Source organism: Caldithrix sp. (assembly GCF_056497305.1).
This window is the reverse complement of sequence record NZ_JBSMDE010000097.1, coordinates 1-16,927: the sequence shown is the minus strand read 5'-3', so window position 1 is coordinate 16,927 and position 16,927 is coordinate 1. Positions and strand designations below refer to the sequence as shown.

Annotated in this window: 10 protein-coding genes and 1 pseudogene; all 11 read left to right on the top strand. The window is 40.6% G+C overall.

All coding sequences use genetic code 11. From position 1 onward, the window contains the following. Window positions 1–148 precede the first annotated feature (148 nt). On the top strand, window positions 149–802 hold the full coding sequence (locus ACWB0I_RS08455) for a TolC family protein (RefSeq protein ID WP_479387617.1): 654 nt from the start codon (window positions 149–151) through the stop codon (window positions 800–802). Window positions 803–805: 3 nt separating this feature from the next. Further along, complete coding sequence (locus ACWB0I_RS08450; RefSeq protein WP_479387616.1) at window positions 806–3,124, top strand: GumC family protein; 2,319 nt, start codon at window positions 806–808, stop codon at window positions 3,122–3,124. Further along, window positions 3,121–7,728, top strand: coding sequence for an FG-GAP repeat domain-containing protein (locus ACWB0I_RS08445; protein ID WP_479387615.1), 4,608 nt, complete (start codon window positions 3,121–3,123; stop codon window positions 7,726–7,728). Before ACWB0I_RS08450 ends, ACWB0I_RS08445 begins: the two co-directional genes overlap by 4 nt. 15 nt (window positions 7,729–7,743) lie before the next feature. After that, a complete protein-coding gene (locus tag ACWB0I_RS08440; RefSeq protein WP_479387614.1) occupies window positions 7,744–10,053 on the top strand; it encodes a PorV/PorQ family protein in 2,310 nt (769 codons plus the stop codon). A gap of 11 nt (window positions 10,054–10,064) precedes the next feature. Then, window positions 10,065–11,267, top strand: a complete 1,203-nt coding sequence (locus tag ACWB0I_RS08435) for a glycosyltransferase family 4 protein (protein ID WP_479387613.1) — start codon at window positions 10,065–10,067, stop codon at window positions 11,265–11,267. A gap of 18 nt (window positions 11,268–11,285) precedes the next feature. After that, window positions 11,286–12,626, top strand: a complete 1,341-nt coding sequence (locus tag ACWB0I_RS08430) for a flippase (RefSeq protein ID WP_479387612.1) — start codon at window positions 11,286–11,288, stop codon at window positions 12,624–12,626. 24 nt (window positions 12,627–12,650) lie between these two features. Continuing rightward, window positions 12,651–13,925 carry a glycosyltransferase family 2 protein gene (locus ACWB0I_RS08425; RefSeq protein WP_479387611.1) on the top strand — a complete coding sequence of 425 codons (1,275 nt, stop codon included), beginning with the start codon at window positions 12,651–12,653 and terminating at the stop codon, window positions 13,923–13,925. Continuing rightward, window positions 13,918–15,144 carry a glycosyltransferase gene (locus ACWB0I_RS08420; RefSeq protein WP_479387610.1) on the top strand — a complete coding sequence of 409 codons (1,227 nt, stop codon included), beginning with the start codon at window positions 13,918–13,920 and terminating at the stop codon, window positions 15,142–15,144. The genes ACWB0I_RS08425 and ACWB0I_RS08420 overlap by 8 nt, the downstream gene beginning before the upstream one ends. Further along, on the top strand, window positions 15,145–15,780 hold the full coding sequence (locus tag ACWB0I_RS08415) for an acyltransferase (RefSeq protein ID WP_479387609.1): 636 nt from the start codon (window positions 15,145–15,147) through the stop codon (window positions 15,778–15,780). Continuing rightward, window positions 15,777–16,016 carry a hypothetical protein gene (locus ACWB0I_RS08410; protein WP_479387608.1) on the top strand — a complete coding sequence of 80 codons (240 nt, stop codon included), beginning with the start codon at window positions 15,777–15,779 and terminating at the stop codon, window positions 16,014–16,016. Before ACWB0I_RS08415 ends, ACWB0I_RS08410 begins: the two co-directional genes overlap by 4 nt. A gap of 6 nt (window positions 16,017–16,022) precedes the next feature. Then, window positions 16,023–16,927, top strand: a pseudogene (locus ACWB0I_RS08405) (hypothetical protein); the annotation flags it as partial.

Here is a 16,927-nt window from a genome sequence, read left to right as displayed (position 1 = left end):
TACTTCCTCACTCAGCACAAAAATTTTCGAACGCTAAAGCGTTAGATCATTTGAGGGATGCATTTTAAAATTAGCGCTATTTTTTAATTCTAAAATTTTTAAGGCTATATGACGAATATAAAATGGAACAAAAAGGAGAATAGATAAAATGGGTGGCACTATTAAGTTACTATTGTGTATTTTGACGTTAGTTACAACAGGTATTACACAGAATGTCGCAGAGCTGGATACCATTGGTTTAGATTCGCTCCGTAAAGCCTTTGAGCGTGTTAATCCAGAATTACTCATTCAAAAAACCAAGATCGGTGTGGCTGAAGAGAAGTATTTTCAGGAGAAAATGTCGTTTTTACGTAATTTCCGTATTGGTATCCAATTCAATCAATCTAATTCCTCACCCGAAACCCAGGCGACAGCTGGACTGGTGCCGAAATACGGCTTGAATCTTTCATTGGATCTGGAATCCATTATTACCACTCCCAGTCGGGCAAAGGTGGCTAAGTTAGAATTGGAACAAGCGCGTCTGGAATATCAAAAAATAAAAATTACGCTGGAAAATGAATTATATGTGCAATTGATCCAATTTAAAAAAGCGCTTAAAGCGTATGAAGATGCTTTAGAAGTCTATCGTATGGTAGATGAGGCTTACAATATTGCTAAAAAAAAATTTGCTAATGGCGAAATATCCTATTCTGAACTGGCCAGTCAGATGGAAAATCGTTCAAAAGCATATAATAAATTATTAGATTCACAGGTTGCAGTTCATCAGGCTAAAGGAGCGTTGAAGGAGCTCGCTGGAAAGTAGATTATGGATTTTATCAATTTTATTCGTGTTTTAAAACGCCGGCTGATAATCTTATTGATTTTACCAATGGTTTCTGTACCCATTGTAATTATTTTGACCATGAACATGCCTCGAATTTATTCGACTTATTTGATGATTAATACCGGCATTACTACCAGCGGTGTTTCGTTGACTGACAATGTGCAACGTTTTGTGTTGATGACACAAACTAATAATATGTTAGAGTTAGCTAAATCTAAGACGGTTTATGAATTAACAGGTATTCATTTACTATATCATGATTTGACCTCTCCAGAGCCTTTCAGGATACCACCTGCCGAGGAAAGGAAGTTTACGAAGGAAGATGAAGCAAAAGCCAGGGAGATTTTGCGGCGAATTATTGAACAGGATACCAGGCTCGTTCTGGATTCATTGAAATTGGATGATTATTACTTGATTTTGGGGCTATTACGGGAACGTGGATATGATCAGGGCGGTCTGGCACGGGGTATGAAAATTATTAAATTGGAGGGTAGCGATTACATTAGATTCAGCTTTGAGGCCGAAAATCCGGAATTAGTGGCTTATACACTAAATAAAATGGCCGAGGTTTTCATTCGGAAATATCGTTATATGATGGCAGGCGAAGCCATCCGTTCACGCAAATTTTTTGAAGAGCAAACAAAGCGCGCTTATCAACGCTTACAGACGTTAGAAAAAACTCTACGAGAATTTAAAACACAACATAATGTTATTTTGCTAAGTGAACAAATAAAAAGTGTGGTTTCCAAGCTGGAACATTTTGAAACCTTGCTCAACGATAACGAAAGGACTATTGAATCGAACAAAGCGATTATCTGGCAAATTGAAAACCAGCTTTCCAATCAGAGCGAGGCTTTGCAAATTAGCAACATGGTTCTGCTCAACAAGGATGTCATTAAACTTTCGGAAGAATTGAAGCAGCTCGAAGTAGAGTACATTCGGCGCAAATATGAATTAAATCAGGATCAACTTTTTGAATTAAAACAACGCATCGAAAAAAAACGCTCTGAAATCAATCAGTTGATCCATAAAATATGGTTGGAACAATACATTTCACCAGAAGCTATTAAACAAAATCTGGTAGAACAATTAATTCAGGCACGCATAAACCTGGAAGTGGCGCATGCTACGCGCAATGTCATCAAGCGCGAGGTTGAACGATTTAATCAGGAAGCAAAACAATACGCGCCCGTCGAGGCTACTGTTTCACAATTGCAACGTGAAATTAAAGTGGCTGAGCAGGAATACATCGAAATGCTCAAAAAATTGAATTTAGCAAGAACTTTTGAGCGTAATGCGCTCTCTTCTTCCAGTGTGCAAGTTACGGAAGCAGCCATTCCACCGACAAAGCCTCAACCTTCTAAGCGAATGATTTTAATTATATTGGCTGGCTTAGGGAGTTTCATTTTTGGTGTAGTAGCAACTTTTGTTATCGAATATCTGGATGTGAGCATTCGTACTGTCAAACAAGCTGAACGCATAACCTTGATGTCGATAACGGCTGGTTTGCCAAGGGTATATAATCCCGAGCGGGAGACAATCCAGCTCAGGATTGCTCCGGAAGATATCCGTCAAGCTATGACTAAAGAATCGTTACGCTTTTTAAGAAGCAAAATTTTAAATCATCCTGATAAACCAAAACTTATTGCGATTACCAGCCCGCAAATTGGGGATGGAAAAAGTTATTTAACGGCCATACTGGGCATCATTTTGGCCGAAGCCCATTATAAAACGATGGTAATAGATGGTAATCTACGTAATCCCAGCCTGGACAAGTATTATGTTTTAGAGAGTGAAAAGAAGTTGGTCCCTTACCTAAAAGGCGAGATTAGCTTATCTGAAGCGATAGAGAATACTGAACATAAAAATTTATTTTTGATGGCAGGTTACGAATCAACACATACCTTTCTGGAAATTACTGGCGCCCCAAGGGCAAAACAAATCGTCGAAGAACTCAAAGAACGTTTTGATTTTATCTTACTGGATACTCCGGCCATGAATTATTATGCCGATTTCAGTGATGTCATGGATCAAATTGATCTCTTTTTGTTTATCATTCGGGCAGGCGAACCCTTTCCGGAAGCGAACAAACGTAGCTTAGAACATCTAAAGTCCATTGGCAAATCGAAATTGATGTTGGTTATGAATTATTGTGACACAGAAGCATTAGAACCTTTTTTTGGTGAAGTTCCTAAAGAACGCAGTGTTTTGCATCTTATCATTAAGCGTATCCTCGAACGACGTTTTGGATACTTTCGAAGATTAATCATAGAACAATTAGAACGAAGAGATTCAAAATGAAGACGACTTTGAGTTTACTTTTTGTTTTACCATTGTTACTTTTAGGACAAAATAAAAAATTTACTAAAGATATCTTGTATTTTAATCCCTCCGGGCTTGAGTCAGTCACCAATCACCGTCTGGCGTTTGGAGACCTTGATGGCGATCAGGATTTAGACATGATTATTGGTGAATACCATGGACGCCTAATTTTCTATCGAAATGTAGGTTCAATTACGAATCCTGTATGGCAGCAGAACCTCGAAGTTCTTTCGGACATAAATATTCCCCCCATTACAGGGCCTCCTTATAGCGCGCCGGCATTGGTGGATTTAGATAACGATCAGGATCTGGATTTGGTCGTTGGTGTACGTGGTAGTTCAACTCTCAATGATCTTTATTTTTTCCGTAATGTTGGTACGCGCTTTAAACCAGCCTGGCAGGAAGATGCCAGTGTATTCCAGATATCCGAAGGCGAATTAGCCGTTCCTGCCTTTGCCGATTTGGATGCCGATGGCGATTATGATTTAGTCATGGGGGATGTAGACGGTAGTTTGCATTATTATCAAAATACAGGGACCGCGTCAGTACCATCTTGGCAAGAAGAAGTTTCCTTTTTTTTAACACCCACATTTATTGATGTGGGTACAAATAGTTCTCCTACTTTAGGTGATTTGGATGGTGACGGTGATTTCGATTTAGTTGTGGGGGCAGGCGATGGTAAACTGTACTATTTTGAAAATACAGGAAGCCCAAACAATCCTTCATTTATTCCAGTAGAAGAAATGTTTGCACAAATTGATGTGGGGCAGAATTCGGCGCCTACCCTGGTTGATATTGACGGTGATGGACTTATTGATCTGTTAATCGGAAATTGGTTAAATGCAATATCTTTTTATAAAAATACTGGTACAATTTCACAACCTCAGTTCACTGAAATCCCAGATCGCACCGCAGGAATTGATGTTGGATTGAACAGTGTTCCCGCCCCTGTGGATTTAAACGATGACGGTTTGCCGGATGTGGTTGTTGGTAATCGAAATGATAACAAAAAAATACCTTTAATAACATATATTAATAATGGAACCCTAAATGCCCCGAATTGGGAAAGAGACGAATCGGCCTTTCCTAATTTTGACCTTTATCTCGATCGATATACGACTCCTTTTTTTGTGGATTTGGATAATGATGGGGACAAAGATTTGGTCATCGGTGGTTGGGATGGTCGTCTATTGTATTTTGAAAATACGGGTAGTAAAAATAGTCCACAATGGACACTGAATCCTATGTTATTCTTGGGCATTGATGTGGGAAACTTTAGCGTACCTTATCTTGCCGATCTGGATGATGATGGGGATTATGACCTGATAATAGGTGAGGATAATGGCGAATTGACATATTACCCCAATAATGGAGATAAAAACAATCCTATATTTGATAATAGTACACTCGATACAACGATTTTTGCAAATATTGATGTGGGAACAAGGTCCGCTCCTGCTTTAATGGATATGGATGGTGATGGCGACCTGGATTTAATTGTTGCCGAGGGTAGTGTAACCGGCGGAAAACTGTTCTATTTCGAGAATACCGGCGATAAAAATAATCCGGTTTGGGCTTATATGGAGGACTTTTTTCAATATATGGATTTTGATTTAGATTATTATCCTATCCCTAAAGTTTATGACATGAACGGAGATGGGAAAGAAGATTTAGTCATTGGCGAACAGGGCGGTACATTAAAGGTATATTGGAACACCTCAGGCCTATCTCAAAAATCGGGACCTTTATTTTCGGACTTTTCACCGGCTAGCGTGATAGATACCACGCATTTTTACATTCAAGGCATTATTTCAGACCCTCAAGGTGTGTACGATGACGAAACAGGTTCAGATGGACAAGGGGTTTACCTATTATGGGATGCAGACGGGGAATTAAAAAATTCTTCTGTTGAAGTTCAGATGGAGCGGTTAGCCGGAGATACATTTCGTACTGTAACGCCTATTCATTCACAACCATGGAATATTCATTTCGTTTATCAGGTCTATGCCTATAATGACGATCCGACAGGTCGCACTCAAGGTATAAGTGCTCTTATGAATATTAATATTTTAGATGACGATGTCAGCGGCCCTCAGTATCTTTATGTATTACCAGACACGGCGAATCCAGGTGAACCAATCTTTGTAGAGTGTGGCGTTAATGATGTAAGTGGGATTTATGACGATCAGACGACTTCAGACGGGCAAGGAGCCTTTTGTCGTTGGGATACCGATGGTGAGGTTGATTCAACCTACCAGGAATTAGCATTGGCAAAATTATCAGAAGGTCGCCTGCGCTCCATAGACCCCATCCCTGGTCAAAGCGATGGTACTGTTATTACGATTAGATTCTATGTTTATGATAATGATTATGACAATCAATTATCTCAAGACCGCGCATTGAGCATATCTAGCGTTTATAATATAATAGTATCTTCTGGGAATGGACCTGCTGATGATGATATAACCGGTCCCCAGATTACGAACATTAAAACAGCACCTAAAGTGGTTTATGATACAACATCCTTTTTCATTAGAGCTACGATTACCGATCCGTCTGGTGTTTATGATGATGATACGGGTTCCAAAGGGCAGGGTGTTTATTTATTATGGGATACCGATGGTGAAATACAAACTTCTGCTAACGAGTTGACCATGTCGTATATCGGCGATAATGTTTATCAAACGGATGAACCGATCCCTTCGCAGTTCTGGGGTTCCAATTTTGTTTTTCGTATTTTTGCCCATGATAACGATTTTGACAATGCAAACCCTGCCGATCGCGCCTTAAATATTACTCCGATTCAAAACGTTACGATCCTGGATGATGATAGCGTAGGACCGGTGTTTGAGTTAATTACGCCGCCCAACATTGTCGAAAATCAACCGTTTTACATTAAAGCCGTGATTACCGATTCATCGGGCATTTACGATGACGAGAGCGGTTCGGATGGCCAGGGAATCTACCTGCTTTACGATGTGGATGGCGATTTAGGCCAGACGGCCAATGAAATCACCATGCATCATCTATCCGGAGATACGTTCATTGTGAACGAACCCATTCCCGGTCAACCGAACGGTACGCATCTGCTTTTCAGAATTTTTGCCTATGACAATGATTTTGACAACAACATTGCTGCCGATCGTTCTGAAGCTACCAGTCAAATTCGTACAGTAGTGATTTACCAGTCTGGCGACCAGGATGTGGAAGGCCCGGAATTTGTGGAAGGAACATGGCAACCATCCGTTGTGTACGATGATCAACCGTTCAAAATTTCAGGCGAAATTCGCGATCCTTCCGGCGTGTTCGATGACCAGAGCGGATCTGACGGTCAGGGTGTTTATCTGCTATGGGATACGGATGGCGAATTAGCTGTAACTTCCAATGAAATCCATCTGGATCGGATAGAAGGCGATCGTTTCCAAACCGTAAAGTACCTGCCTTCTCAACCGGCAGGTGTTGAAATTTTGTATCAGGTATTTGCTTATGACGATGATCATGACGGCGGAGCGCAAGACAGAGCGCTGGGCATTAGCCTTGGCCGAACGGTCAAAGTAATAGATGATGATACCATCCCGCCGATTTTTTCCGATTTTGGGCCACAAATGGTTTTCGATAATCAAGAGTTTTACATTCAATGCGTCATTAAGGATGACTCCAGCGGTGTTTACGATGACAACACGGGTAAGAATGGGTACGGTGTTTATTTGTTAATGGATACGGACGGCGAATTGGATTTGGATGCCATGGAAATGCAGATGGAACGTGTTGCCGGAGATACCTTCCGTACCGTTCAACCGCTTCGCCTTACCAATAAAAATTTGTTGTACGTGGTTTATGCCCGCGATGATGATTTTGACAATCAAAATGTCAAAGATCGGGCTCAGGGGAGAAGTAAAGGTCAACTTATTCAGGTTTACGACGATGATATTGATGGCCCACTCTTTTCTGATTTTTCGCCAGCTCAGGCTTACCGTGGCCAAAAGGTTTACATTTCCTGTGTTATTAAAGATCCTTCCGGTGTGTTTGACGACAATACCGGTAGCGACGGACAGGGCGTTTATTTGACCTGGAAGACCGATGAACAATCCAATATCCTTCACGAAGTTCAATTGCAAAAAGTAGAGGAAACAGATTCGGTGTTTACTACGATAGATCCCATAACTATTCCCTTAAATGCCGGCCGTTTTTACTATCGTCTATTTGCCTATGATAATGATTATGATAATGAATTCCCTGGTGATCGAAAACAATCTGTCTCGGAATGGCAAGAGATTGTTTTACAAGATTCAGCCGTGGCTTTTCGCGTTTCTAATTTCGGTATTGCACCGCAACCATTCGAGGAGGAAACCTATTTTATTTTTGAATTGACCAAACCGGCCGAAGTACATATTCGGATTTTTACACTGGCTGGTGAAAAGGTTTGGGACTATTCAGCGACTCTGGAAAACGGCCCTGTTAAATGGGATGGTGTAAACAGGGCCGGTAAACGTCTGGCATCGGGCGTGTATTTTTACCAGTTTGAAGCGATACATGATAAACAAAAATTTAAAAAACGTGGTAAGTTGGCGATTGTTCGTTAATGCAAAGGAATTAATGTGAGCAGCATTTGGGCTAAAAATTTAGTTCTATTATGTTATCTAATGGTAGGAACCGTGCTGGCGCAAACGGAATTAACCGGTACAACTGGGGCTAATTTTTTGAAGTTAGGAACTGATGCCCGATCCATGGGCATGGGGGAGGCTGTGACCAGTTTACCAGGAAACATTATGTCGGCCTATTGGAATCCGGCTGCTATTGAAATGGAAAATACGCATATCGGCTTGATGCACCACGTTTATGTCCAGGGGGTTTTTCAGGATTACGTTGGCTTTTTTATGCCGGCAACATCCAAATATGCTGTTGGGGTTAGTTTGAATTATTTAAATGCCGGTTCTTTCGATCAAACAATCAAAACCGGTCCCAATCAATTTGAAAAGCAAGGCACCTTTGACGCTTTTAATTATTATTTCACGATCACAAATGTCTTTGTGATCCGTCGCGGTTTGCAGGTAGGCGCCAATTTGAAAGGTATTAAGGAAAAAATAGCGGATTATCAGGGTTCTGCTTTTGCTGTTGATTTTGGCCTTTGGTCTGGTTTCGAAAATCTGAGCTTTGGGCTAGCCATTCGTAACCTTGGCTCAGGAATGCAATTAAAAGATGAACGATTTAAATTGCCTGTCATCTTTAATTATGGAATCGCTTTCAGACAACGTTGGTTTACGCTGGCCCTGGATTTGCACCAGCCACTTGATAATGTCTTACAACCTAAATTGGGCCTGGAAGTAAGCCCTTTTTCAGTTCTTACACTCAGAGGTGGCTATCGTTTTGGATATTTAAAAGATGATTTAGGTGGCAGCGCCGGTTTAAGCCTTGGTGTAGGATTGGATTATAGAGACTTTTCATTCGATTACGCCTATAATCCTATGGGCGTATTAGGACAAAGTCATCGCATTTCTTTGGTTTATGCCTTTCAAAGAAAAAAAACTAAACCTGCGATATTGAACATTGTGACCAATCCGGACGTCGTTTTACGGCGCGAAGGTAAAATTTTACAAGATGCCCAATTAAATATTAATCCTAAAAATTGTAAAACCATCAAATATTGGGAATTAGATATCACGGATGGCACAAATAAAATAATCCGAGAATGGAAGGGAAAAGAAACCCCGCCTCAAATTATTAAATGGGATGGTAAAGATCAAATGGGGAATTCTGTAGAAGCAAAAATCTATCAGTACCGCATGCAAATATGGGGATGTGCTTCAAACACATTATCTGCAAGTGGAAAACTTTCAGTAGTAGATTTACTAAAAATAAAAAAGGCCAAGGTTAATGAAAAGAAATCTAAAAAATCGACACGAAAATTTACACGTCATTTTACTCTTGGCGATGTTTTGTTCGATACGGATAGGGCAACCATTCGGCCATCTGAAAAAGAACGCTTAAACGAGGTGGTCCAATTATTAAAACTGCATCCAGATGCCCAGGTTATTGTTGAGGGGCATACGGATGATAGAGCCAGTAGTGAATATAATATGAAACTCTCTTTAGCCAGGGCGAATAGTGTAAAAAATTATTTGGTAAAAAATGCAAATATTTTGCCATCTCAAATTTTTGTACAAGGATTTGGAGAAACCAAACCTTTGGTGGAAAATAATTCAGAAGAAAATCGCCAGAAAAATCGGCGAGTCGAAATTACCGTAACATACTTTGACACAGAACCAAAGGACGATTTCCAACTCATCGAAAGTTGGTTTAAAGAACAAAAATATCAAAAAATCATTGATAATCTACAATCCCATACAATTGAAACTTTAAAAGAAAAACCTGAATTATTCTATTATTTGGGAGAAAGCTATTTTCAAAAGGGGCAATTAAAAAAAGCCTCTTACTACTTTAAACGGTATATTCAAAACGTTCAATCTGGGAAATTTCGTTCGCAGGCATTACAACGACTCGGCCAAATTTCACTCCATAAAAAAACTTTAGACGAACCAATGGAAAATGAGCCGGTTTTAAAAACGCATCCTGAAATAGAAAATTGGTATCGATTATCTAAACTTGCGGAAAAGGCAGCTTTACTTTATGATGCTGCTGTGCGTGAAGAATCGGCAGATTCAAAAGCCTTGCTGTTAGAAGAAGCTCGAAAAGCAGAAGAAGAAGCCCGTAATTTTGCCAAGAAAAGCGGATTCATCTTTGTAAAGTTGGTCGTTAAAAGTGAGCATTCCATCTACGATCTATTTTCCAAAGTGCCCGAATTACAAAAATCTTTTTTAGAACGTAAAATTATTTACGCTTGGCAGGGGAAAATTACTTCGGTTCATACTCTAATTCCTGGACAGATCATTTTTGTCATTGCCAAGTAGGGGGCGACAAAATGCATATTGTTTTTTTTATCAAATCGTTCAATCCCACTTACACGGGCGGTATTCAAACGCACGTGTCTGAACTGAGCCAAAAGTTGATCCAACAAGGGCATCAGGTTACTATTGTCACGGCTGTCAATTTATTTAAAAGGAAGCGTATTTACACTTACAACAACATGCGCATTGTGGAGGTCGGTTACATACCACTAAAACTGGGCATTCATATTTTGCCTGTTGGCGAATTTACTTACAATTATTTTGCTTTGCGCAAAATAAAAAAATTAATGGCTTCCGGTGAACGGTTTGATATTTTGCATATTCAGGGGCGCAGCGGATACCTGGTTGACGTACTTAAAAAAACGATTCCGGTGGTTGCCACCATGCATGGTTTAATCAAAGTGGAAAATCGTGGCATTTTAGAAGGTGGCGTGTCCTGGAAAAAACGACTGGAAATGAACATTGAAGAGTGGTTTGCCAATCGCATCGAAAGGCGCATCATCAAAAATGCGGATGCCATCATTGCCGTGAGCCATTATATGAAACGCACATTAATTGACCATTTTGGCAGGCAAAAAAATTATCAGGTGATTTACAACGGAATCGATTGCCAAAAATTTGTTCCCAACGAAGCCATACGTAAACCGAATGTCATTCTCGCTGTTGCCCGACTTGATCCTCGTAAAGGCATCCATTTTTTAATTGATGCAGTTCATGCCTTGCATGAGGATTTTCCTGAACTGATCGTTAGAATTATCGGTAAAGGACAACAGGAAATGGATCTAAAAAAACGCGTCGATCGCCATGGTTTATCTGGCGTTGTGGAATTTGTAGGACAAAAACAGCCAAAAGAAATTATTGAAGAATATCAGGCCGCGAGTTTGTTTGTTTTACCAAGCCTGGAAGAAAGCCAGGGTATTGTGTTTATGGAAGCCATGGCCTGCGGTACGCCGGTAGTAGCTTTCAAAATACCTGGTGTGGATGAGGTAGTAGAACACAAAGTTGACGGTCTGTTGGTAAAAAAAGGCGATGTGCGGGCTCTAACTGAAGCGATTCGAACCTTGATGAAGGCCCCATCCCTGCGCCAACAATTTGGTGAACGTGGTAGAGAACACATGGTTCAAAGATTTGACTGGCGAACCATTGCCGATCAAACATCGCAATTGTACCATCAACTAATTTCAATCAGCAGCAGTACAAAGTCAGTGAAAGCCTAACCTCAAGGAGCATAAAGGATGAAAGAATACTGGTACAAATCTGGCGCATTGGCCTTTCTTAGCAATAGCGTTACTCTTGTGTTTGCTTTTTTTACTTTTCTTGTACTGGTGCGTGTTTTACCTAAAGAACAGTTTGGAATCTGGGTTCTGTATTTGACGGTAGTGACTTTCGTAGAGATGGTTCGCAATGGGATTACGAACAATGCCCTGGTAAAATTTTTAACAGGACAACAGGGCGATGAATACAAACGCATTGCCACGGCTTCGCTGTTCATCTTTATTACCACTGGGGTGCTCGGTTATGTAATCATAGTTGCTCTATCAGATTTATTGAGCAAAATGTGGAGTGCTCCAGCTTTAAAATCGTTGCTTTACCTTTACGGAATTTACATCGTAACCTATATGCCCATGCAGTTCATGCAATTCATGGCGCAGGCCAATATGGATTTTAAGATGCGGTTTTTTAGTAATCTTACCTACAATGCTTCTTATTTTTTGCTGGTGGTTGCGCTTTATCTTATTCAGAAAAGAATTAGTATTTTTTATTTACCGCTTTTACAGGCCACGGCTGCATTATTGGCTTTAATTTTAGCGTTTCTGTTAAGCCGAAACTATTTACGTTTTTGTTTGCGAATTGATTGGGAATGGGTTTCTAAATTGTTCCATTTCGGTAAATATGTGGTAGGCACCAATATTTCGTCCATGCTGTTTAATCGCATGGATTTAATGATGCTGGGCTATTTTTTGAATCCATCGGCTGTAGCTTTGTATAATGTACCCACGCGCATCGGTAATTATGTGGAGGTGCCCATGAATGCCATGTCTTCGGTGGTATTGCCCCAGGCATCTTTGCGATTAAAAGAACGGGGCCTGGATCATTTGCGCTATCTGTACGAAAAAAGTGTAGGGTCGTTAATGGCGATCATCATTCCTCTGGCCATCCTTTTAGCCGTTTTAGCCAAACCAATTATATTGATTATTGCCGGTAAAGAATATCTGGATGCCGTACCAATTTTACGCCTGTTTGCCATTGCTTCGGTCATTAAACCCTGGGGTAGGCAGGGGGGCACCATCCTGTCGGCTATGGGCTATCCCAACTGGAACATGTATTCCATTTTGATCAGTCTGGTCATTAACTTTTTTCTGAACTGGTATTTTATTGTGCACTACGGTATCATCGGAGCGATTTTTGCCACCATTCTTGCTATTTTTATCGGAACGCTAATTCAACAACTGGTTTTACGCCATTTTTTAAAAACCAAAGCGCATCATCCATTTGTGTATATTTGGGTAACTTATCGAGATGGCTGGAAACTTATGCGTGAAAAATGGATGACATTCCGAGGCCATAAAAATTAAAAAACAAAAGGCAGGAAATATGCCATGTTAAACGTAATATATGAATTAATTGGGATAGTTGAATTATATTTTGTATTTTACACCTTTTACCTTTTTGCGCAGGTAGTTGGGGCTCTGGTTTTTAAATTCAGGTACCGTCCATTTAAAGGGCAGGTCACGAATTACAAGCGATTTGCCATTATGCTGCCGGCTTACCGCGCTGGTGAACAATTTTTGAATGTGGTTGATGCCTGCTTAAAACTAGAATATCCCAGAGAACGTTTTCAAGTATTTATGCTCGCTCAGCATTGCCCGGCAGATTTAGTGCAAAAAGTAAAGGACAAAGGCGTTATCGTTTTTGAGAAAAATTTTGATAATGTGAGAGGAAATCCTTATCTGCACGCCTTGAATTATTTTGTTGATCGGATTATTGAATTTGGTGAGCAACAGGGGGAAAATTTTGACGCTGTCGTTTTAGTGGACAAAGACAATTTGCTAAAACCCAATTTTTTATCCATTATCAATCAACGTTTTAACGAAGGATATGTGGCGGTACAGGGCAGACGTCGTCCATTTAATCTGGATACCAACGCAGCCTGTCTGGATTATGCTTCGGAGGCTTTGAACGATCAGATGTTACGCGCTTCGAAAGCAGCTTTGGGCCTATCTGCGGAAATCAGCGGCTCGGGTATGGCCTTTGACATTCAATTGTACAAAAAAGCCATTTCGCAGGTCGATTTTAATTCGCCTGTACACGATAAAACGTTTTTAATTGAATTGATTAAATTAAAAACATTTATTTTTTACGAACCAGCGGCCATTCTTTATGAAGAAAAGACCGAAAGTTATCAGGCAATTACCGCCCAACGAACACGCTGGATTGGAGGGCAATTTTATCTCTGGCGCAACTACTTCTTTAAATTGTTTTTGATGGGCCTGCGGCAGTTCCGTCTAGATCCGATTGATTATGCCATCACGTTATTTAAAGTCCCTAGGGCGTTACACGTTTTAGGTCTGGGCTTCTTCTTCGTGTTCAGTCTGCTTTTTCCGCAACTTTCGTTTATTCCATACCAAAACTGGTTTTTTTTAGGAATGGGATATGTGCTGAGTATCGTCCTGTTATTGCTTATGGACGGGGCGCCGTTCAAAGTATTCAGAGCCTTATTTTCGGCGCCGCTGTTCATTTTGAGTATTGTCCGCTCGACTATTAGAGGCTCTTCTAAAAAAGTAGAGGGTACCTTTATTCATACCGAGCATAAAAAATCGGTTTCGATCGATGACATTGAAAAAAACAAAAAAATGGGTGAACGCGATGCGTGAAATCACCGAGTTAAAAGATCAAAACATTGTATTTTTTGCTTTACCCCGTTTTGATGCCAAATATGCTTCGGCCAGTTTTTACATCGCGCGAGAACTGGCCAAAACTAACCGTGTGCTTTTTGTGGACAATCCGTTTACCATAAGCGATTTATTGAAGAAATCGAATTTTGATCAACTTAAAAAACGTTGTAAATATCAGTTTTCATTCAGAAAAAATTTTTTTAACTGGCAGGGCGAAGCGAATTTAAAAATACTTATTACCCCCCCGATTTTACCCATTAATTTTTTACCAAAAGGCGCTGTTTACAATCTCCTTTCCTGGATCAATCATTGGCTGATCGGAAAACGCATCCAAAAAGCGCTACGGCAACTCGGTTGGAATCAATATCTGTACATTAATTCATTTAATTTCTACTTTCCGCATCTTGATCGATATTTAAAACCGGTATTAAGTGTTTACCATTGTGTGGATCAGCTCATTAAACCTTACAGTAAACGCCACGGTGTGTATCTGGAACCGCTCTTAATGAAAAAAGTGGACCTCATAATTACCACATCTCGTGCTTTACAGGAAGAGAAGAAGAAATTCAATGCCAATTGTTATCTTGTCCCTAATGCAGCCGACTTCGAACACAGTTCTCGTGCTTTAGATGCCAATCTTGAAATACCGACCGATTTAAAGAATATTAAAAAACCAATCATCGGCTATCTGGGCGCTATTGAACGGCGGATTGATTTTGAGTTACTTTTGCAGGTCATCCGTCGACATCCGGAATGGTCTTTTGTGCTGGCTGGACCGGCAGACCCTCATTATGTACCGCCTGAAATTTATAATTTTACAAATGTGCTGTTTACCGGAGCCGTTCCATATCGCCTTGTACCGGCCTATTTAAAAGCATTCGACGTGGCTTTAATTCCTTTTAAAATTGATGCAGTTAGTCGGACAATCTATCCTTTAAAATTGTTTGAATATCTGGGTGCAGGAAAGCCGGTGGTAGCCTTGAACTTTAATCCGGATGCGCTTGAGCCGGTAAAAGACGCCATTTACCTGGCGGAAGATGCGCGATCTTTTGAATTGGGGATTTTAAAAGCCCTGAATGAAAAATCAGAAGAGATGCTCGATAAACGTTTAGCCATTGCCCGGCAAAACACCTGGGAAAATCGGGGACAGGCCTTTGCTCAAATTTTGGCTAATGCTTTAAAAGAAGGGAGGATGTAAATGGGATTAAAACAGAAAATAAAAAACAATCCAGCACTAAAAAAACTGATTTTAAAGCTAATTTTTCGTCCCAAACCGTTTTCAGCGCGTGTACGCTGGTACATCTGGTTAATTACTATTTTCCCCAGATATTTCAGACGAACCATCAACTGGGGATCGCGCCTGGATCTGGTGCCCTTTCACAAATTTAAATTAGGGAAAAATTCACGCATCGAAAAAGGAGTGGTGATCAACAATGGTATGGGGGATGTCATTGTCCACGATGAAGTGCACACAGGTATTGGGTGTATCATTCTGGGGCCTGTGGAGTTGCACAAGCATGTTGGGTTAAGCCAGTATGTGCGCATTTTAGGCATGCACCACGGTATGGATCCGGATAAACCGCATCACTACCAGCCTGTTAAACCGGCGCCGGTTATTCTGGAAGAAGATGTATTCGTGGGCACTGGAGCTGTAATAATGGGAAAAAAGAGCGGCGAGCCATTGGTCATTGGTCGCTATGCGCGCATTGGGGCCAATGCCGTGGTTTTGAATGATATTCCACCTTATTCGGTAGCGGTAGGTAACCCAGCCAGAGTGGTGCGTGTCTGGGATTTTGATAAAGGCAAGTGGGTAAAACCGGAGACAAAACCATGATCAAATATAAAGACTTTGGTGATTTCATTCTGACCGATGACGATGTGGATGATTTCAATAAAATAAAATATTGCCGGCATTGTAAAGCTCGGGTAGATGAATTGTTCCCCGATACCTGTCCTCAGTGTCAACAACCGTTTGAGAGTACGGCGGATTATTTCTTTCGCAAGGTGGCTTATGCTGTAATCATTCTTTTTGGAATATATTTGTGGCAAAAAGTGATGATTGGGTTGTAAAGAAACATGTATCTTTCTAAAAGATCCGGAATAGTTACGCTTTTCAAAGAAAAGATTAAACAGCGCATTTTTGATGAACGGTTAGGTAACAGGGTCGGCGTGCTGTTGTCGCTTGGTGGTGGGCTTTTTTATGCCTTTGTTTTAGGCAAGATGGGTTTTACTATTGGTGTCCTCTTGCTGGGTGCGGTTATCGGCACCCCTTTACTTATGGCCTCCCTATTTTATCCGACCTTTGGCGTGTATTTTATTTTAACCGTTTCCTATTTTCTGCTGGGGATAAAACGATTTATGCCTAATGTACCTGTGGGGCTTTTTACCGATGTGATGATAATGACCCTGGCTTTTAGCGTGTTTTACAATAATCTCACGGAAAAGAACTGGGATTTTGCCAAAGGCGCTATTTCGCGGATGGTAATCGTTTATATTGTTTACGTTTTTGCCACTTTTTTTAATCCTGCGGCTGGTTGTAAGCTGTGTTTTATTTACACCATGCGTTCCATGGCAGGTTACATGTTATTCTACTTTATTGTCTCATATGTTTTAAAAACAAAACAACAGGTAAAGCGCTTAGTAAAAATGTGGATTCTTTTGTCGTTATTAGCTGCGCTTTATGGAATTAAGCAAGACCTGATCGGTTTAGCGGGCTTTGAAGATCGATGGGTGCATGCCGATCCCAAGCGATTCTGGTTGCTCTTTCAATGGGGAAGGTTACGAAAGTTCTCTTTCATGGCCGATCCGGTCACCTTCGGCTTTAATATGGGATACACGCAGGTGTTGTTGGCTGCTTTAATTCTGGGCAATAAACGATTGTCAATTCAAAAGAAAACGCTTTTAGGCGTTGCGCTTGTTCTAATGTTTCAGGCCATGCTTTATTCAGGAACGCGGGCTGCGTTTGTGATTTTCCCGATCGG

Bases quoted from the DNA above. Each gene is read 5' to 3' on its own strand.
- ACWB0I_RS08455 (WP_479387617.1), top strand. From the start codon at position 149: ATGGGTGGCACTATTAAGTTACTATTGTGTATTTTGACGTTAGTTACA.
- ACWB0I_RS08450 (WP_479387616.1), top strand. From the start codon at position 806: ATGGATTTTATCAATTTTATTCGTGTTTTAAAACGCCGGCTGATAATC.
- ACWB0I_RS08445 (WP_479387615.1), top strand. From the start codon at position 3,121: ATGAAGACGACTTTGAGTTTACTTTTTGTTTTACCATTGTTACTTTTA.
- ACWB0I_RS08435 (WP_479387613.1), top strand. From the start codon at position 10,065: ATGCATATTGTTTTTTTTATCAAATCGTTCAATCCCACTTACACGGGC.
- ACWB0I_RS08430 (WP_479387612.1), top strand. From the start codon at position 11,286: ATGAAAGAATACTGGTACAAATCTGGCGCATTGGCCTTTCTTAGCAAT.
- ACWB0I_RS08425 (WP_479387611.1), top strand. From the start codon at position 12,651: ATGTTAAACGTAATATATGAATTAATTGGGATAGTTGAATTATATTTT.
- ACWB0I_RS08420 (WP_479387610.1), top strand. From the start codon at position 13,918: ATGCGTGAAATCACCGAGTTAAAAGATCAAAACATTGTATTTTTTGCT.
- ACWB0I_RS08415 (WP_479387609.1), top strand. From the start codon at position 15,145: ATGGGATTAAAACAGAAAATAAAAAACAATCCAGCACTAAAAAAACTG.
- ACWB0I_RS08410 (WP_479387608.1), top strand. From the start codon at position 15,777: ATGATCAAATATAAAGACTTTGGTGATTTCATTCTGACCGATGACGAT.